The sequence below is a fragment of the Paenactinomyces guangxiensis genome, from assembly GCF_016055185.1.
Lineage (GTDB): Bacteria > Bacillota > Bacilli > Thermoactinomycetales > Thermoactinomycetaceae > Paenactinomyces > Paenactinomyces guangxiensis.
Genome location: NZ_JAECVR010000002.1, coordinates 100,186 through 121,362 on the forward strand (window position 1 = coordinate 100,186; position 21,177 = coordinate 121,362).

General features: G+C 40.3%; 13 protein-coding genes. All 13 read left to right on the top strand.

The window, feature by feature from the left end; all coding sequences use genetic code 11:
- Positions 1–52: 52 nt before the first annotated feature.
- Positions 53–730, top strand: a complete 678-nt coding sequence (locus tag I8U27_RS03755) for a DUF4867 family protein (protein WP_181750675.1) — start codon at positions 53–55, stop codon at positions 728–730.
- 88 nt (positions 731–818) lie between these two features.
- The gene (locus I8U27_RS03760; protein WP_181750676.1) at positions 819–2,600 is read left to right on the top strand and encodes a solute:sodium symporter family transporter; all 1,782 of its coding nucleotides are present in this window, start codon (positions 819–821) and stop codon (positions 2,598–2,600) included.
- Positions 2,601–2,705: 105 nt separating this feature from the next.
- On the top strand, positions 2,706–4,727 hold the full coding sequence (locus tag I8U27_RS03765) for an alpha-glucosidase (RefSeq protein ID WP_232345232.1): 2,022 nt from the start codon (positions 2,706–2,708) through the stop codon (positions 4,725–4,727).
- Positions 4,728–4,848: 121 nt separating this feature from the next.
- Entirely contained in the window at positions 4,849–6,186 is a 1,338-nt protein-coding gene (gene sftI, locus I8U27_RS03770) for a sulfoquinovose isomerase (protein ID WP_181750678.1), read from the top strand.
- A 19-nt stretch (positions 6,187–6,205) separates the two neighbouring features.
- Entirely contained in the window at positions 6,206–7,387 is a 1,182-nt protein-coding gene (locus I8U27_RS03775) for a diphosphate--fructose-6-phosphate 1-phosphotransferase (RefSeq protein WP_181750679.1), read from the top strand.
- Positions 7,359–8,093, top strand: a complete 735-nt coding sequence (locus I8U27_RS03780) for a GntR family transcriptional regulator (protein WP_181750680.1) — start codon at positions 7,359–7,361, stop codon at positions 8,091–8,093. Before I8U27_RS03775 ends, I8U27_RS03780 begins: the two co-directional genes overlap by 29 nt.
- 14 nt (positions 8,094–8,107) lie before the next feature.
- A complete protein-coding gene (locus tag I8U27_RS03785) occupies positions 8,108–8,977 on the top strand; it encodes a class II fructose-bisphosphate aldolase (RefSeq protein ID WP_181750681.1) in 870 nt (289 codons plus the stop codon).
- Between the two features lie 42 nt (positions 8,978–9,019).
- Positions 9,020–10,447, top strand: coding sequence for an aldehyde dehydrogenase family protein (locus I8U27_RS03790; RefSeq protein WP_181750682.1), 1,428 nt, complete (start codon positions 9,020–9,022; stop codon positions 10,445–10,447).
- A gap of 63 nt (positions 10,448–10,510) precedes the next feature.
- On the top strand, positions 10,511–11,413 hold the full coding sequence (locus I8U27_RS03795; protein ID WP_181750683.1) for an AEC family transporter: 903 nt from the start codon (positions 10,511–10,513) through the stop codon (positions 11,411–11,413).
- 134 nt (positions 11,414–11,547) lie between these two features.
- Positions 11,548–12,395, top strand: a protein-coding gene (locus I8U27_RS03800) for an IS5 family transposase (protein ID WP_374057902.1) whose coding sequence is annotated in 2 segments (ribosomal slippage) — positions 11,548–11,889 and positions 11,892–12,395 — 846 coding nt in all. Because the reading frame shifts where the segments join, the coding sequence is not laid out codon by codon here.
- A 575-nt stretch (positions 12,396–12,970) separates the two neighbouring features.
- The gene (locus I8U27_RS03805; RefSeq protein WP_181750684.1) at positions 12,971–14,068 is read left to right on the top strand and encodes a class-II aminoacyl-tRNA synthetase family protein; all 1,098 of its coding nucleotides are present in this window, start codon (positions 12,971–12,973) and stop codon (positions 14,066–14,068) included.
- Between the two features lie 48 nt (positions 14,069–14,116).
- The gene (locus I8U27_RS03810) at positions 14,117–15,364 is read left to right on the top strand and encodes an ATP-grasp domain-containing protein (protein WP_181750685.1); all 1,248 of its coding nucleotides are present in this window, start codon (positions 14,117–14,119) and stop codon (positions 15,362–15,364) included.
- A gap of 12 nt (positions 15,365–15,376) precedes the next feature.
- The gene (locus I8U27_RS03815; protein WP_181750686.1) at positions 15,377–21,076 is read left to right on the top strand and encodes a non-ribosomal peptide synthetase; all 5,700 of its coding nucleotides are present in this window, start codon (positions 15,377–15,379) and stop codon (positions 21,074–21,076) included.
- Positions 21,077–21,177 lie beyond the last annotated feature (101 nt).

Genomic DNA, 21,177 nt, shown 5'->3' on the forward strand with positions numbered 1-21,177 from the left:
TTAGTTAATATGAAAGCGTTTCCTGATTGCAGAAACTGGAGGAGGAAGGTTAATGACATCTACATTTGAACGGTTACGATCTGTGAATGGCCATTTTCCACTGCATCATGTTCAGGATGATTCTTTTTCCGCTTATGGGAAAACGTTTACAGACTGGGATGTGTCAGAGTTAGTTGCGGAAATGGAAAAAACAATGATTCCTAAACAAGGAAATCAATATGTGGCGTCGGTTCTGCATTTGGAAAATCTGCCTTTTAAAGATCGCGTTCAAGCAGAGATTTTTGGCGAGATGGAAGTGCAGGTCGGCTATTGCAATGGCCGCAACTCTTTCTTAAACGGATTAGAGTATCATAAGAGCAGTGAAGTGAATGTTGCCGTGACAGATCTGGTTTTGCTCCTGGGTCATGTGAAGAACATTCAGAATAATAATTATTCCGTGGAACGAGTTGAGGGATTTTATGTTCCAAAGGGTACCGTGTTGGAATTGTATGCGACTACATTACATTTTGCACCTTGTAAAGTAAAGGAAGAAGGTTTTAAGTGTGTGGTGGTGTTGCCCAAATGGACAAACACTCCCCTGTCAGATGTCCAAAAAAGCCAGCGATTGTCTGAAACATTGCTTTTTATGAAAAATAAATGGTTGTTAGCTCATCCGGATAATGGTAATTTAATCGGCCGTGGTGCTTTTCCGGGAATTGTCGGAGAAAATATACAAGTCTATCTTCCTTAATTTTAAGCAATTTTGTTTCTCAAACATCTTTGATTATCTGTTTGCTATTGATGCGATTTCATGAGGATAAAAAATCTGAGGTGGTAACATGGAGCATACGAATTTGTTGTTTACGCTATTGTCTTGTATCTTTTTCATGGGATTGATTGCCTGGATTTCTTATTTGAAAACAAAAGGACATGCCAGCGATACAAAAGGCTATTTTTTGGCAGGCCGGGGACTGACAGGAATTTTTATTGCCGGAGCTCTTCTTTTGACCAACCTATCTGCTGAACAGTTGATCGGGTTAAATGGACAAGCTTATCGGAGCAATTTAACCAATATGGCATGGGAAGTCACAGCTGCATTTTCGGTTATCATTATGGCTTTATATTTATTACCCAAATATTTGGGCGGCGCGTTTACGACTCTGCCGGAATTTTTAAGTTCACGTTACGGTGAAGGGGTTCGCCGCTATACAGTTGTCTTGTTTATGCTTGGCTACATTCTCGTGACGATCCCGTCCACGCTTTACTCAGGAGCGTTAAGCATCCTGAAGTTGTTTGATGTTCCGGAACTTTTTGGAATTTCTTATGAACATTCCGTTTGGCTTTTGGTCTGGATTATAGGGATCAGCGGAGGAGTTTTGGCGATTTTTGGAGGGGCGAAAGCGGTTGCCACTTCAGATACCCTGTACGGAATCGGATTGTTGATTGTTGGCTTACTTGTTCCGGTTCTCGGTTTCATCGCCCTCGGAAAAGGAGATATTGTGTCCGGGATGAAATATATTGTCGAACATAACCCGGAGAAGCTAAATGCGATTGGCTCTGCCAAAGATTCTGTCCCGTTTGGAACTATTTTTACGGGTATGATTTTTGCAAACCTCTTTTACTGGGGTACCAACCAATATGTGATCCAACGGGCGCTTGGTGCGAAAAACCTTGCAGAAGGGCAAAAAGGCGTTCTTTTTACCGGTTTCTTTAAGTTGCTCATCCCGTTATTTATGATGATTCCGGGAATTATTTCTTTCCACCTGTACGGCCCGGGAATGGATCCGGTTGATTTGGCATATCCCGCACTTGTGGCAAAACTGTTACCCAAATACTTGCTTGGATTTTTCCTGGCTGTTTTGCTTGGAGCCGTATTCAGTTCGTTTAACGCATTAATCAACAGTGCGTCAACCATGTTTACCATTGACATCTATAAGCAACAAATCAATCCCAATGCGGACGACAAACGACTGGTTAAAGTAAGCAAGATTTTTGGAACAGCCATTGCGTTTGTATCGTTTTTCGTATCACCGCTCTTAATGAATGCCCCTGAAGGTTTATGGGATCTGATTCGCCGATTCACAGGATTTTTCAACATTCCAATCATCACTATAGTTCTCGTAGGGATTTTCTCCAGGTACATTCCTGAAATTGCCGCAAAAGTGGTCATTGTTTTCCATGTGATCGCTTACTATATGCTAGTCTGGGGATTGGAACAAATCTTCGGATACAAATTGGATATTCACTTTATCCACATCTATGCGATCCTGTTCGTTGTCGAAGTGGCCATCATGATGGTAATTGGAAAAATCAGACCGCGTAAAGAACCATATGTCTATAAAGTGAATAGTGGCGTAGAGATGATTCCCTGGAAATACAGCATAGCGACTGCTGTTGTGTTATTCTCCCTTGTTGTCATGATGTACGTGTTCTTTTCACCGATAGGTCTCGCTTATGGAAAGGGATATGTATCTTCTCTCTTCTGGCCCGTGATGATCGCTATTGTTACAATTACAGCCATTGCGTTGTATTTCTCCGTAACCAGATGGAATAAAAAATATGCAGATTCTCTGCGAAAGCAGCACAGCAAAATAGTGAGAGACGAAAAGATGGTTATATAGATATCTGTTTCTATTCTTTTGCTTATGAAAACACAGCGGATTATAGGGGGAACAAGTATCAAAAGTTCTTTGCAACATACTTTTAAAGCAGAAAGGATGGAAATAATGAGCAAAGTATTTGAACTAAAAGAGGTTGCCGATGGTTTTGAAATATATTTGAATGGTATGACCATCCTTAAACATCAGGTTGACCACCCTATGATTTTTGTGGGGTATGGCCAAGAAAAGATCGAGATGTATCGGGGTAATTTCGATATCAGAGATTATGTGATCGAAAGAACGGCATTAAGATATGCGATAGTTGAAGAGAAAGAGGATTCCTATTTGATTCAGTTGAGAAAATTCGAGAAATGTGAACCTTCTCTAATATTGGTTGTAAAAGAGGAAGAGCAGAGACTCAAAGTGGAGTTTATCAAAGCCGAACCGACGATAAACCGTTTTTGGCTGAGAGTGGAAGCGGATCGGGATGAAAAAGTATACGGTTGCGGCGAACAATTATCCTACTTCAACATGCGCGGTAAAAATTTTCCTCTGTGGACTTCTGAGCCGGGTGTTGGGAGAAACAAAAAAACATATGTGACCTGGCAGGCGGATGTCAAAGATCGGGCTGGCGGGGATTATTACACTACCAATTACCCACAACCGACCTATGTATCAAGCAAGAAGTATTATTGCCATGTAGAAACGACCGCTTATGCCGATTTTGATTTTCGTAAGCAGGACTTTCATGAATTGCAGATCTGGGACGTGCCGAAATTTGTCCTATTTGAAGCTGCAGATACCTTTGTTGAATTAGTGGAAAAAATCACGGACTTGTTTGGCAGACAACCAGAACTGCCTGAATGGACCTACAACGGAATCTGGCTGGGGATTCAAGGAGGTACGCAAATGGTAGAAGAAAAGCTCCAGCGTGCCCTTGATAAAGGAGTCAGGGTAGGAGGAGTATGGTGCCAGGACTGGCAGGGAAAGCGAATTACTTCCTTTGGTAAACGACTGATGTGGAATTGGAGATGGAATCCTGAAGAGTATCCCAATCTGGATCAAAAAATAAAGGAATGGAAAAAACAAGGAATTCGCTTTCTCGGGTATATCAATCCTTACTTGGCTGTGGAAGGAGATTTATTTAAAACGGCAAATGAAAAAGGATATTTAGCCTTAAACGAACAAGGAGAAACCTATCTGGTCGATTTTGGCGAGTTTTATTGCGGTGTGGTTGATTTTACCAACCCGGAAGCATGTGACTGGTATAAACAGGTGATTAAGGAAAATCTGATAGATTTTGGCCTGGATGGATGGATGGCCGATTTTGGGGAATATTTGCCCACGGATGTCGTTCTTAAAAGCGGTGAGTCCGCAAAATTGATGCACAATGCCTGGCCGGTCATATGGGCGAAGATCAACTATGAAGCGGTTAAAGAAGCGGGAAAACTAGGTGAAGTCGTCTATTTCATGCGTGCAGGTTATACCGGAACACAAAAATATTGCACTCTCCTATGGGCAGGAGATCAGAGTGTAGATTGGAGTTTGGATGACGGACTGGCATCGGTCATCCCCGCTGCTTTATCAACAGGCATAATCGGTTGTGGATTGCACCACAGCGACATTGGCGGGTACACGAGCTTACACGGAAACAAGCGGAGTAAGGAACTGTTCCAGCGCTGGGCGGAGATGGCGGCGTTTACACCGGTCATGCGCACTCACGAGGGAAACAGACCCTATGATTGTTTTCAATTTGACGGAGATGATGAAACACTGGAGCACTTGGCCCGGATGACAGAGATCTATGTCACACTTGCTTCATACACCAGGCAATTAGTAAAGGAGAATGCAGAGCGCGGTATCCCGGTCCAACGTCCGTTGTTCTTGCATTATGAGCAAGATCAAGCTTCCTATGATATTCAATATGAGTATTTGTATGGTCCTGACTTATTGGTGGCGCCCGTATACGAACAAGGAAAAACGAGATGGGAAGTATATTTGCCTCAAGATGAATGGGTCCATCTCTGGACGGGGCAGGTTTACAACGGGGGTACCGTGGAAGTAGATGCGCCGATCGGAAAGCCGGCCATTTTCTATCGCAAATCATCTTCCTACAGGGAACTGTTTGAAAGAATAGCGAAAATTTGAGGGAAATATTCATTTCCCCCTTTTTGAAACAAATAAAAGTAATTATCTATTAATAAAGATAATTACCTTTAGTATAATATGATTTAAATGAAACAGCTTTTAAAAAAGGGCGTGGATATAGATGGTCACAACTTCTGTACTCTATTTACCTATCGGACGAAAAACATTCGATCTGCAAGTCGGGCAAAACATCTTTGAACAAAGCGCAGTCTGGCTGAAAGAAACTTGCGCCACTGTTTGTCATCCCGATGGAATCTTAACAAGTGTTGAAGAGTTGGAGACATTTTTGGAGAGTGTAGAAACCAAAGAGATTGATACGATTGTTTATCAAAGTGTAACGTTTGCTGATGGCGAATTTATCGCTAAAGTGATCGAAAGCATGGATCAACCCGTTATTGTGTGGTCGGTACGGGAGCCGAGTGTAGGAGGAAGATTGAGACTCAACTCCCTGACAGGAGGGAACAGCACGTCTCATGTGCTACGAGATCGAAAGCATCCTTTTTCATTTGTGTTTGGCAATCCGGATGAGGATAAGCTGCAAACGCTCTTGAAACAGCAAATTCAAGTGAACCGCTTGATCTGGAGTTTAAAGAGGTTGACGATCGGTGTTGTTGGTGAACACCCGGCAGGATTTTTCTTTTCTGATGTGAATGAAGAACAACTCCAGTCTGCACTGGGTGTCAAAATCCTTCCGATCGATCTCTATCAAGCGTTTGAGGCAGCGAAAAAACTGCCTGAAGAAGAATGGAAACCAGTCATCCACCAAGCAGAACAGCAAGTGGTCGGATTGAATCGCTCCGATGAAACGGTTAAACGTTTTGCTCAGTTTACCACTTACTTGCAAAAATATATTGGTGAACATCAAATAGGTGGAGTAGCCATTCGTTGCTGGCCGGATTTTTTCATTGAATTGGGTGCGGCTGCTTGTTCCACACTTTCCCATTTGACAGAGGGGGGTGTGGTTTCCTCCTGTGAGTCCGATATCCACGGTTCCATCTCCATGTACATTTTGCGCGAACTTTCCGGTGGAAAAGCACCTTATCTCGGAGATCTGGTTCATATCGATGAAGCAAAGAACAGTGTCGTCTTCTGGCATTGCGGAGCCGGTGCGTATTCTCTGGCGCATCCGGAGACCGGAGCCACAGCAGGTGTACATCCAAACCGCAAGATGGGCTTAACGATGGATTTCGGGTTAAAAGCGGGAAAAGTGACCATCTTCCGACTCAGCTACTCACAACAAGGTTATCGTCTGCTTGTGATGAAAGGCGAAGCGCTTGATTCACCGCAGGCGTTCGACGGTACCTCAGTGGAAGTAAAGCTGACCAATCATGCGGAAGAGACGTTGTACCGCTTGATGAAAGAAGGTTTTGAACCACACTACGCTCTGGTATACGATGATATTGCCGATCTCCTCGTGAAGTTTGGAAAACAGGTGGGAATTGAAACAGTGGTGTTATAGGCAGGAGTGAGAAATTGAAATGAAAAAAATATTAATCGGTCAAGCCGGGGGGCCAACCGCTGTTTTCAATTCGAGCTTAGTAGGGTTTATCGAAAAATTGCCAGCCGACATCGAATTGTATGTTGTCTGGAATGGATACAAGGGATTGGCGGAAGGGAATATCTCGCGATTTCCACTGGTGATGAAGAAGGAGATCACTTCTTATCATTTGGTTCCGGGGGCCATGCTCGGTGCGGGACGCTATCCGTTTACAGAAGAAAAAATGGAACAAGCGATTGAGCATTTACGCTCATTGCAGATTCACAGCCTGGTTTTTGCCGGTGGAAACGGTACAATGGCTGCGCTGCAAAAGTTAAGCGAAGTGGCCTCTGCGATGAGCTATGACCTTCAGGTGATCGGCATTCCAAAAACGGTGGATAACGACTTATCCGAAACCGATCATGCGCCCGGTTTCGGAAGTGCTGCAAGATATGTAGCATTGGCTGCTCAAGCGATTAGCAAAGACTTAGAAGCCATGAAAAACTTTGAACAGGTCAGGATTATCGAGACAATGGGGCGTAATGCAGGGTGGCTCGCGGCGGCCAGCGGATACTTGAAAAAGTCGCCGTCAGAAGGACCCCATGCCATTTACCTCCCGGAAGTGCCGATCTTAAAAAAAGAGTTTTTGCAGACTATTCGTGACTGTGTCAAGGAATTCGGCTTTGCAACTGTTGTCGCGAGTGAAGGAGTACGCTTGATTGGCGAACGGCAGACAGAACAAGCGCGACTGCAAGGACGGGTGGTATTAGGTGGCATATCAAATCGATTGGCGGAATTGGTCCGGGATGAACTAGGACTTGCGGTCAGAGGAGAAAATCTCGGTATGATTCAGCGCGCAGCTTTTTTTGCTGTTTCGGACCAGGATGTAAAAGAAGCAATTGCAGTAGGCCAAGAAGCTGCGAATTTAGTGATGTCAGACCAAAGTCATCTGATGGTTTCTCTTCAACGAGCTTCCCAAACCGAGTATACTTTTATCTTGGAACATCGTTCTCTGGGGCGGGTAATGAGGGCAGGTGAACGCCTTCTGCCTAAAGAAATGATTGCTAATCGTGAAAAATATTATGAATGGCTGTCTCCGTTAGTGGGAACGGGTCTTGTTGAGTTTCCGGAAGAGTTGGAAAGGAGAATCCAAGATGAAGAAAACCCATGTGGAGTTCAATAAAAGTGAAGCGTTATATCATCAGGTAAAAGATATATTGCTGGATCGCATCCGCTCTCGTGCTTGGCCGCCCAATACGCTTATTCCAACAGAACAAGAGTTGATCGAAGAGTTTAAAGTAAGCCGCACGACGATTCGGCAAGCGATTTCCCTTTTGGTACAGGATGGTCTGCTGGAAAAAAAGCAGGGTCGCGGCACGATTGTCAAATCACCTCAACTGGTAGGGAGTCTCGGCCGATTAAAAGGATTTGCCGAAGAAGTATTAGAGAAAGGGCTTGTTCCCCATTCCAAATTAATTCGTTCCGAGTTAAGCGACAAGTTTTATCATGAGAAACAGATGCTCGGTCTTCCGGAAGATGCTAAAGTGTTAGTGGTGGAAAGAATTCGTTTTGCTGATCAAACACCGGTAGCACTTGAACGAACCTGCTGGCCTGAAGCGATTGGGAATATTTTAGTTAAACATGACTTTAATAAAGCTCAATATTATGAAATTCTTGAGAAAGAAAACTATTTTTTGAAACGGGCGAAAGAGAAGATTTCCGCGATTAATGCCACGATCTATGAAGCAGATCTGCTCGGTATTCGTCCGGGTGAGGCGCTGTTAGAGATGACCCGGCTCAGTTTTGGGCTTGATGATAAACCGATGGAATATACACAGACAAAATATCGCAGCGATCAATATCATTACGATATTGAATTAAAACGGTAGGAGGATCAGGAAAAATGCGTTTTATTTCAGGGAGAGAGATGATTGCACACGCTTATGAGAACGGCTATGCGATTGGGGCATTCAGTGCGCATAATGCTGAGACGATTCAAGCGATTTTGTGGGCAGCTGATGAGGAGCAAGCGCCGATTATGATTCAAGTGGGACAACGTGTTATCCACCATATCGGTTTAGAAGCTATGAAACGGATGATTGAAGAGTTTGCCAGAGAGGTGACAGTGCCTGTTTGTATTCACCTTGATCATAGCCGGCAGATTGAGCAAACATTCAAAGCGATTCAATTGCAATTCCAGTCGGTCATGTTTGACGGGTCTGCTCTCCCGTTTGCAGAGAATGCGGCGATCACGCGTAAAGTAGTGGACGTTGCTCGCGCATTAGGAATCGGTACTGAAGGGGAAATCGGGAAAATCGGCGGAACGGAAGATGATATCACTGTTGCGGAAGAAGATGCCATGCTCACAACAGCGGAGGAAGCGGTTCGCTTTGTGGAAGCGACTGATGTGGATTATCTGGCAGTCTCTTTTGGAACCGCACACGGTATTTACAAAAAGACGCCAAAGCTTGCTTTTGAACGTTTAGAGGAGATTCGTGAGGTTGTCCGTCGTCCCATTGTGATGCACGGGGGCTCTGATGTTCCGGATGACCAGGTTCGTCGAGCGATCTCCTTGGGCGTTGCCAAAATCAATGTAGATACTGAATTGCGCCAAGCGTTTACCAGGGGAATGTTAAACGTGTTAGAGTCCAATCCGGAAGAATATCATCTCGCCGTCTCTCTTGGAGAAGGGAGAAACGTGATGAAGCAAAAAGTCCAAGAAAAAATTCGCCTGTTTGGGAGTAGCGGAAAAGCGAAGTCGTTTTTCGGATAAAAAAGGTCATAACGTTATTATAAAAATGAGGTGATCTTTCGTATGGGAAACGTAAAAACATATGGTTTATGGATCAACGGTGTCTGGAGAGAAACGGAGAATACGGCGAATATTTACGACAAATATACACAAGAAGTATATGCCCAGATCGCAGTTGCAGAGAAACAGCATGTAGATGAAGCCGTTGCCGGAGCCAAAGAGGCGCTAAAAATGCCGCTCTCGCCATATGAACGATATACCATTCTGTCTAAGGCAGCACTTGCGTTAAAAGAGCGGAAAGATGAGTTTTCTTATGTACTAGTCAAAGAAGTTGGAAAGCCGATTCGTGAGGCACGTACAGAAGTGGAACGTGCTGCGCAAACATTAGAAATATCCGCTGAGGAAGCAAAACGAATTCATGGTGAAGGTGTCCCTGTAGAAGCGGCACCCGGTTCTGAAAATAGACTGGCGTTTACCCTGCGTGTTCCGGTTGGTGTAATTGCAGCCATCACACCATTTAATGTTCCATTAAACCTCGTCTGTCATAAGGTTGGCCCAGCGCTGGCTGCAGGAAACAGCGTCGTGTTAAAGCCTGCGGAAGTCACGTCCGTTTGTGCGTTGATGTTGGCAGAAATCTTTACTGAGGCCGGCCTGCCAGCAGGTCGGCTGCAAATCATTACCGGGAATGGTTCTAAAATCGGAGACTGGCTTTTAGAAAATGAAGATGTGCGGATGTTTACTTTTACCGGAAGCGAACGTGTGGGAAAACTGATCCGCCAAAAAGCCGGTATTCGCAAAGTTGCACTGGAACTGGGAAATAACTCGGCAACCATTGTTCACAAGGATGCGGACATCAAACAAGCGGCAACTCTTGTCTGCCAGAAAGGATTTAACAATGCGGGACAAGTGTGCATTTCGGTTCAGCGCGTCTATGTTCATGAGTCAATCAGTGAAGAATTTATTGAAAAATTAAAAGAGAAAACAGAAGTTCTGCGCATGGGCAACCCGCTCCTGGAAACCACGGATATTGGGCCCATGATCAGTCTGCGCGAAGCAGAACGTGTGGAAAGCTGGGTGAACGAGGCAGTGGAACAGGGGGCAGAAATCGTTGTCGGCGGAAAACGGAATGGTGCTTGCTATGCTCCAACTGTGCTAAAAAACGTAAACAACGACATGAAAGTATGCCATCAGGAAGTGTTTGGCCCTGTTGTCGGGATTGAAACATACTCCAGCTTCGATGAAGTGATCGCAAAAGTGAACGATTCTGACTATGGGTTGCAAGCCGGTCTTTTTACGAAAGACTTGAACCTCGCGATGAAAGCGGCCAAAGAGATTGAGGTCGGGGGCTTGATTATTAACGATGCTTCCGCTTACCGCGTCGACCAGATGCCATACGGTGGGATCAAAAACAGCGGAACGGGAAAAGAAGGTCCGGCTTATGCCATTGAAGAGATGACTGAGGAGAGAATTATCGTAATGAATCTATCATAAATCAACGAGCTAGGCAGGATCAGCCTGGCTCCCCATATACTTATTTAGGAATGAGGATAGAGAATGGCTTTCCTGGGAGTGCTTTTGCCGATCTTTTTCATATTTGGAATCGGGTATATTGGACAAAAGTGGATCCGTTTTGAAACCAAGACGTTATCCAAGATGGCGTTAAACCTAATGTCACCGTTTCTTGTATTTAGGACGTTTTATCATAACGAACTGACAATCGATTACCTGTATATCTTTCTCTATACTTTTTTGCTCTGCTTTTCTTTAATTGCGGTGGTTTATCTGATCGGGTGGTTAAAAAGATACAGCGCACAAGAGACATGTGGAATCGTGCTGGCATCCGCTTTTATGAATAACGGCAACTATGGAACTCCGTTAGTGTTGTTTGTTTATGGAACGGCTGGTCTCCATTATGCTATTGTGCTCATGGTGATCCAGCAGTTGGTCATGTGCACGGTCGGCGTCTACTACGCTGCCAAAGGAAGTGTTCATGTGAGCGGTTTTCAAGAGGTTTTGCGGCAAGTGGTTCGGATGCCGATTGTATATGGGGCCATGTGTGGAATCATCTTTCAACTGTTTTCGATCCCGCTCAGTAAACCGATGTTGCAAAGCATTAACTTAGTGGCAGATGCAACGATACCAACTATTATGATCATTTTAGGAATGCAACTGGCAAAAATCACAGTAAAAAGACTTTCATGGGAGAAATTATCTCTTTCGTTAATGATTCGATTGTGTTTATCACCTATCATTGCTTTTGTGTTGACTCTTATCTTTCCGATTCCGGATTTATTGAAAAAAATCATGATTTTGATGGCGGCCATGCCGACAGCTGCCAATACGACGATGTACGCCATACAGTATGAGACAGAACCAGAATTCGTTTCTGGTGCCACTTTGTTAAGTACTAATTTCAGCCTGGTTACTTTACCTGTGATATTGCTACTTTTATCTTAAATGATAAACGTTGAACGAAGGGGTGTTCGGGCTGTAATCTGGATAAATACATTTATTTAAAATTATCATGATTACTGTGAAAAGCATGATATCGAACCTGTGGATGTTACTAAATTTTAAAAACTAATTTAGTCATACGTTTGTATATATTCCTTGCTTGGGAAAAAATTGCCCCTTTGTTACCAACAAACGGTGGCCGCGGTCGACAATGGAAAAGGCATCGTATCGTTCTCAACGGCATTTTATGGAAGTTCAATACAGGAGCACCTTGGAGGGATATTCCCGAGCGCTATGGTTCCTGGAAAACTTGTTATTATCGTTTTACACGCTGGCAACAGGATGGTACTTGGGAGCGTTTATTGACCCATGTACAAACTCACTCAGATGCAGTCTCTGAAGTTGAATGGATTGTTTCTGTTGACAGCACGATTGTGCGAGCTCATCAGCACGCCGCAGGCGCGCCTAAGTTGGCTGATGAAAAAAGGGGAATCTCCATTTCCAAAATGAGGCTCTCGGACAAAGTCGAGGAGGACTAACTACGAAAATCCATCTTGCCTGTGATGGAAAAGGACGTCTTTTGTCTGTTGTTATTACTCCAGGTCATCGTCATGATTGTACTCAGTTGGAACCTCTGTTGAATGCGATTCGTGTACCTCGACGGGGGAAAGGAAGACCCCGTAAACGCCCCGACCGATTGATTGCTGATCGTGGATACAGTTATCCCACTTGTCGTCGTCTGCTCGTTCAACGCGGCATCCCTCATACCATTCCAGAAAAAAGGGATCAATACGAACGCCTTTCTAAAAAGCCTGGTCGTCCGCTTACCTTTGATAAAGAGTTATATGCACACCGAAACGTAATTGAACGTTGCATCAACCGCCTTAAACAATGGCGTGGCATTGCCACGCGTTATGAGAAACGGGCGGTCTATTTTCGTGCAGCTCTTTTAATCGTTTCTTTAATGGATTGGTTAAAACATTGATTTACCAGACACCCTAGTTTTAAAACAAGTAGCGGATTAAAGATAAACAAATAAAATGATATATTTCATCTGGAAAATTGAAAACAACAAGCTCCGTGAACTATAAATAGATCATTAGCTATGAAGTGTTGAAGCCATTGGAGAGCATGTCTTTGAATATATACTTTGTTGACAAATGATCCGATTTTATGTTTAAATTAAATATATATTATTTTCCGAATAATCATTTATAATAGATATATTAAGTTTAATAAGATGACAATAATAAATTTTAATTTTTGAATAAGCAAAATTAAATAATTATAACCAAAAATAAGAATTGTGTTTTTTTCTGTTTACAGGGACTAAAAGAAAAGTTCGTTTTTTGGGAACGTAAATGAAATCTATTGTCATCTGATCGAGCTAATTTTTCATGAGGTGTTGTGTCACAACATCAAAAGGTACCTCTTCCTGTCTGCCACAACCACAATTTTAAAGCCTTTCCAATTTCATTTAGCCTACATGAATACCCTTTTGTGATGCACTTTTTTGATATAACCACTAGTAAAATTTTGCAAGGGAAAGGATTGAGGTAATTGATTGAATATTTTTCGATTCCAAAGGAATTAAAAGGTGAAAAATTAAATGAGTTGTTGAAACGACTTGATTATTTGACAGAGTCTATTTGTCATTTTGAATATAGCCCCAAAGATCATTCCATTATGATTGAATTTACCGAAGAGAAAGAAAGAGGACCAATAGATTTGCATCATTCCTTTAAAATATTGGTGAATGAAATACAAAAAGCCCGCTTTGTTAAAACTCGTATTTTACGAGAATGTAACCATAGACCAGCTAACATGATTAATTATAAACAAGAGCAGCGGGATTATTACAATGAAACAGAAATTCAGTTGTTTGAAATGTTGGATAAACACTTTATAAGCATTGCTAAAAAATATGGTGCCATCCTACGGGATTATCAAATTACATACTCTTATGAAAACATGATTAAGAATAACTATCATATGAATTTCCCACAAAATATCTATTCTATTTTTGAAATCGAACATAATTATAGTTTTATAGAAAAGATCAGAGCTCTTGAAGACGGAATGATTCCTGACTCCTTTTTTCGTGCCAGTTGCTTCTATTTGCAACCCTGTATTTGTTATCATTGTTATGAAGAATTAGCAGATAAAAGGATTGAGAAACAAGTTTTTACAGCTAAAGGAAAATGCTTTCGTCATGAGGTTTCACGGAGAATTAATTTCCTAAGAAAACATGAATTTTTAATGAGGGAAATCGTGTTTGTGGGAGATCAAGATTTTGTGATTGGATTAAGAGATGCACTTTTGGAAGATGTTTGGGTGCTTTATACAAAAACTTTGGGTTTGCCGGGCAAAGTAGAAACTGCTATGGATCCATTCTTTTATTACGAAGATATGCGCAAACAAAGCTTCCAATTGGCTTGGGATTCTAAATATGAGCTCGTAGGTATAGCGTCTGATGGTAAATCATCTGCTCTTGCCTCGTTTAATTATTGCAATCAAGTATTATGTAAATCATATCAGATAACAAATGATTTACATGAACCTTTGCATTCGGGGTGTGTTGCTTTAGGTTTAGACCGGTGGGTGGAAACATTTCTCTCATATTATGGAGAAAATACTGAGAAATGGCCAGTTAAGTGAACTATTTTAGGATTTAATAAAATAATCCCACTAAACTGGAGTGATATGATGAACGATCATAAAGAAATCGTTTTATTGGTGGAATCAGGTAATCATGGGTGCGAAATTGAGGCAATCAGGAGACAAGGATATGAAGTTGTTTATTTGACCACGGGCTTACTCCCTTTTGATTTTAAATATAAATGTTTATGTGAACGGTTTATATCTGACAAAAAAATCTATCAAACAGATGTATTAGATGCGTATATCAAGCAATTGGTACAAGAGTATCATGTTAAGGCGATGTATACAACAAGTGACTTTTTGTCTTATGCCGTGGCTTTTATGGCTGAAAAATACGGTTTTTGGGGTTTGAAACCAGAATGGACAAAAAGTTATATTAAAAAACATGAGTTTCGAAAAAAACAAAGGGAACTGGGTTATAATACGCCGTCTTTTTACATATGCCATTCTTTAGATGAGGGTATCGCTGTATTGAAAAATGAAGGAAAGCCTATGGTTTTTAAACCAGTGAACGGAAATGAGTCGATGGGAGTAAAATTGGTCCAAACTCAATTGGAACTGTCGGAGTGTATTAAGAATATTAAAAATATATCGCGATTTACTGGTCAAATGATAGAGGGAGATATTTATTTGCTAGAGGAATACCTTGAAGGCGATGTATATAGCTGTGAGTTTCTAAATGGTAAAGACGGTCTGTCTATTTTGGGAATAACCAATCGTCAGTTGAGTCCGCCACCATTTTTTATTGAACTTGGCTATGTTTTTCCCTTTCAAAATGAATGTGAGCAACGAATTGTCAATGAAACGCGGAGATTTGTTAAAGATTTCAAATATGGAATTGGTGCTGGTCATATAGAGTTTATTGTAAAAGAGAATAATATATATATATTGGAAATAAATCCTCGTATAATGGGGTGGCCAAACTATTGGATGATTAACCAAAGCTTGGGCTGTGACATATTTGGCTTAATTAATGAACTTGCAATTACAGGTGAAACTTCGTATTTTCCTCCGAAAACAAAACGAGTCTCCTGTTGTATAGAGGTTACACCACCTATCCAAGGGTATATCAGGGATATAAGGGTGAAAAACGATTGGGCAAGGCATCCTGATGTAAAACTAATCCATCAATATCAGCAAGGTGCTTTTGTTCGAGAGGCGTCCTCAAATGGACACATTATTTCTAGAATATTAACAGTTGGCTCAACAAAGAGAGAAGCGCAAGAGTTGGCTTACCAAATATTACAGGATTATGAGATTCATATGATTCTCAAACCTGAGGTACACAAGTAAGAGGAGGGCATTATGTACACAGAGGATTCCCAAAACGCACACCATGATTATTGGGCAAAAATACTTAGTAAACCACTTCCTATATTAACTTTGCCAGGTGAACGTCTAGGTGAGTTAAATCAAAGTGAATGGAAAGAAATTGACTTTAACCTTTTCGAAGTTCACCAGCTAAATGAATTGAGTCAAGAAGTGGAAGTGCCGGTGCCAATCATCTTGTTAACCATGTTTCATGTACTTATTTACCGATATACAAATCAGCAGGACTTATTAGTTGGATTTCCTGTTTCGAATAAAAATAGCAACACGACTCAAAAGAGCAATACATTAATTTTACGCACAATAATCAAGGACACAACTACTTTTGTTGATCTATGCAAACATATTTATAATAATGTAGTTCAAGCTGGCTTATATCAGAGTTTACCTTCAAAAACCTTAATTGAAGAGGATTTATACAAATTAACATTTGTCTATCAATCTCAGACTCAATCGATATCCAATGTATTTTTATGTTCTCCTGGTGAGCAATTTGACAAAAAGGCGATAGCAAACTTTATTTTCATAGAAAACGACGAGAGCATTAGATCGAAAATTATATATAAACATCCTATTCTGGATAATGATATTCTTATAAATATGATATATAATTATCAATCTTTGATCCGGTCTATCTTTTCTAACCCTCAACAGGAGATAAGTAAAATCCCGCTATTGTCTGAACAAGAGTATGAGTTGATAATGAGTTGGAACCCGAATCCGAGTGATTTCATTTATCCTAAAGAAAAGTGCTTACACGAGCTATTTGAGGACCAAGTAGATCAAACGCCAGATAAAACGGCTGTCATTTTTCATAAGAATGAGATTACTTATAAAGAATTAAACGAGCAATCAAATAAATTGGCGTCCTATCTAAAAAGCAAAGGTGTTGGTCCAGATGTGTTAGTGGGAATTTGTTTAGAGCGGTCTATTGAATTAATTGTTGGCATAATGGGAATTTTGAAAGCAGGTGGTGCATATGTACCAATAGATCCGCGCTATCCACAGGATCGTGTTACTCATATCGTAAAAGACACGAATACACCATTAGTATTAACATCAGAGCGTTGCGTGAATTTGTTTGAGGGAATCGATTTAGATACCATTTGTTTAGATACTGAATTGGATCACATATTGTCTCTTGATATTCCTTTACCTAAAAAAGAAGTGATGCCAACAAACCTTGCATATGTGATTTATACTTCGGGTACTACTGGCAAACCTAAAGGAGTAGCAATTGAACATCATAGTCCAGTAGCGTTATTACATTGGGCCTTGAGCATATATCCATTGGATACTTTATCAGGAGTGCTTGCTTCTACCTCTATTTGTTTCGATCTATCTGTGTTTGAGATCTTTTTGCCTCTGATTTGTGGTGGAAAAGTAGTATTAGTAGATAACCTTTTCTCGTTAATAGATCTGCCTGTTGCTAATGAGGTCTCCCTTATTAACACTGTTCCATCAGTTTTGGCGGAATATTTAAGGTTTAATACTATACCACATTCTGTGAAAGTTGTTAACTTGGCAGGTGAACCACTCAAAAGTTCTTTGGTTCGACAGATTTATCAAGCAGAATCCGTTGAGTATGTGTATAATCTGTATGGACCAACAGAAGACACAACTTATTCCACTTATGAATTGATTTTAAGAGATTCTCAAAATGAACCAACCATAGGTAAACCTATAGCAAATACTCATATTTATATCTTAGATAAGCAATTAAAGCCCGTGCCTATCGGAGTTGAAGGCGAGTTGTATATCGCAGGTGAAGGTTTGGCGCGTGGCTATTTAAACCAGCCAGATCTTACGGACCACAAGTTTATACCAAATCCCGTAAAAGATGGCCCTTATACCCGTGTTTATAAAACAGGGGATTTGGCTCGATTCAGAGTTGATGGTTCAATTGAATATATAGGCAGAATAGACGATCAGGTAAAAGTTCGTGGACATCGCATTGAATTGCAAGAGATAGAAACTGTTTTACTTAAATATCCTGGCATACAGCAGGCTTTAGTCTTGGTGAGGGAGGATCTGACTAATCATCTTAAATGTTTAGTGGCTTATATTGTTTTGAATAAAAACTTGAAGCAAAAAAAAGAAATCCTCATAAAAAACATCTGGTCATATTTAAAAAATAAATTGCCTGATTATATGGTTCCATCATATTTTGAGTTCATTGACCATATACCACTAACTTATAATGGTAAAGTGGATCGCAATGCTTTACCTGTATTATCCGCACAGCATAATAATGAATTATCCGAAAGTATCGTAGGTCCTAGGGATGACATTGAGGAGAAAATAGTACAGTTTATTTCTGAAATATTGCCCATTAACTGTGTGGGGATTTATGATTCTTTTTTTGAAATTGGTGGAGATTCTTTATCGGCTGTGAGATTGATGGCAAGGATTCGTGACTATTTTGAAGTAGAATTAACTTTGCAAATGATTTTAGAAATGCGTACTATTGCAGAGTTGGCTGATTTTATAAAAAAATCTGTTCCTACAAAAAAAAGTAAATCTATAATTGGAGAGATGAACTCGCATGAAAGCTCACAGATGACTATATCCCAAAAGTCATTGTGGCTTATGGACAAGTTATATGGAGGCAGTTCGCAATACAATATCGTAAAAGCATTTCGTATTAAAGGAGATCTGGATGTTAAAAGAATAGAATATAGTTTGAACAGGATCATAGAGCGTCATGATGCCTTAAGAACTAACTTTCGTAATCGTGGAGATGGGAATCCCATATCCGTTATTCATAATAAAAAAGAGTTGAAAATAGAGGTCAAAGACTTTAGCCACTGGAGAGATAATCAACTGGATCAACAAGTTACACTTTTTATTCAGAATGAATCAAATTATCAGTTTGATTTGGAGAAGGAGACTCTTATTCGTGTTACCATATTAAAACTAGCTGCACATGAATACGTGATGGTTTTCAATCTCCATCATATTATCGCAGATGGTTGGTCTATGATTTTATTGATTGAAGAATTATTAGGTTTTTATTATGGGAATATAGATGATACCAAACCACCATTTCAATTCTCTGATTATGTGATACTGGAGAATAAAAAGTTACAGGATGTTTCATATAAAAGACAGTTACAATATTGGAAAGCCCAACTGAATAATTGTCCTACTTATTTTTCTCTGCCAACAGATCGGCCTAGGGAGACAATGCGTACATTTCAAGGAGGTTGTTATCATTTTACTTTGCCTATTAAATATAAAGAATTGATAAAGATTTATAGCCAGAGAGAAGGGGTCACCCCTTACATGGTTCTTGTTTCGATATTTATAGCCCTTTTGTATCGGTATACTATGCAAAATGAAATTGTAGTGGGGATGCCGATTTCTAACCGAAGTTCTTCGTACATGGAAAAATCCATAGGTTTTTTTCTAAATACATTGGTATTACGTGTTGATGCATCTGGATATCCAACTTTTAATCAGTTGTTAAAGAGAGTGCGTAAAGTAATGCTGGAGGCTTTTAACAATAAAGACGTCACATTTGAAATGCTAATCGATAAACTGAAGATAAAGAGACCCACTCAATTTAACCCATTATTTCAAGTGATGTTCAATTTCTTTAAACCGCCATTCAAATTAGTAAATAATGGTGAACTTATTATAAAAGAGATGAAAATAGAGAAAACGTTAGCGAAATACGATATGGACTTTTATCTGGAGGAAACAGAAGAAGAATTGAAGGGTTATGTCGAGTTTAATAAGGATTTATTTAACAAAGAAACCATAGTTCAATTTGTAGAACATTATCAAGCGTTATTAGGGGCCATCTTGATTGATGATTTCAAGCCTATTCCTCAATATTTTCTATCTTCGGCTACGAGACAACAAAAGCAAAAAGTTGAGATTAAAGAAGTTGAGGACGGCTCTTTTACTGTTTTTAAAAGTGATGAAGTTGAGCAATCACTCGTTGACCGTTTTTGTCAACAGGTGAATAAATATCCAGAAAAAATTGCTGTTTTGACAAAGAGTGACTGTCTAACTTATAAAAGTCTGAATGAGTTAGCTAATGGGGTGGCGCACAAAATTTTAGGGGCAGGGCTCGAGAAACAAAAAATAGGTTTGTTTTTTGAGCAAGGCGTGCACATGGTAGTAGGTTTAATAGGAACGTTAAAAGCAGGTTCTGCTTATGTACCAATTGATCCGTTTTTCCCAGACAAAAAGATTCTTTTCATGGCTGATGACGCCGAATTGAATGCTATTGTAACCAATTCCCGAAATCTAAAGCGTGTTAGCCGTCTTTTTTCTAATAGCTCCAAGATGATCATCAATATTGATGAATGTCATATAGTGGACGAAAATCCCGAAATAAAGATAGATCCGGACGAGTTGGCTTATATTTTATATACTTCTGGCTCCACCGGTATACCTAAGGGTGTTATGCAAAGTCACCGTAATGTCTTGCATCATATTAAGAACTATACGAATTCAATTAAACTAAGTCCAAATGACCGATTGATCCAATTAGCTTCATACTGTTTTGATGCGGCTGTGATGGATATGTTTGGCGCATTAATGAATGGGGCTACACTATATCCTTTAAATGTAAGAGAAGAGAGTTTTACGGAAATCGGTGAGTGGATCAAAAAACAGAAGATTACTGTTTATCATTCTACTCCTACCTTATTTCGCTATCTTCTGGAATATTTTAATGATGAGAAGTTTCATGATATAAGAGTTGTGGTTCTAGGTGGGGAAGCAGCGCATCAGAAGGATGTGTCCCTGTACAAAAAACATTTCACAAAAGATTGTTTTTTTGTAAATGGTTTAGGACCTACTGAATGTACGATAGGTTTACAATATGTACTAGACCAAGAAACTTCATTAAAAAGTCAGTACGTTCCGGTTGGTTATCCGGTTGAGGATGTAGAAGTTTTATTATTGGATGAAAAAGGAAATCCTACTGATTTATTTGGTGAGATTGCATTCAAAAGTCGTTATGTGGCCTTAGGATATTGGAATAGATTAGATGAGAGTAGTAAAGCATTTTTGAATGACAGCAGTAAAAAAATTTTTCGAACGGGTGATTTGGCTCGGCTTTTACCGGACGGAACTCTCTTATACCTTGGAAGAAAGGATTTTCAGTTTAAGGTAAGAGGATATAAAGTGGATCCGAGTGAAATCGAATTGAGCCTGTTGGAATTGCCTTATATTAAAGATGCATTGGTAGTGGTTCATTCCAATAAAAATGATGAGCCTTTGGTTGTGGCTTATGTGGTGCATATGAACCATATTTCAATGCCAATGCAAGAAATTCGTAACGACCTTAAGGCAAAATTACCTGAATATATGATTCCCACTAGGTTTGAATTTGTGAAAACGATTCCGTTAACATCGAATGGAAAAATGGACCGGCATTCCTTGCCTCGTCCTACTGAACATCAAGAAAAAGCCGGCGGTAGTATTGTTGAACCGCAGAATGAGACTGAAGAAATGATATTGGATATTTGGAAAAGAGTTCTTGGTCAACTGGAATTTGGAGTAACAGATGATTTTTTTGAGTTAGGTGGACATTCGTTACAGGCCATTCAAATGATGACGGAAATCAATAGGGCTTTTCAGGTCAAAATACCGCTGCATGTTTTATTTGAATTTCCTACTATTTCCTGTTTGGCTGAATATATTAAGACGGAGACTTGATAACCATCGTACGCGTTTTCTATAGAGTGAAATATTAAAGATAAGCTTTTTCCTCCCAGTAGAGAGTAAGAAAGATCTGTTGGGAGGAGCATTTAACTAAG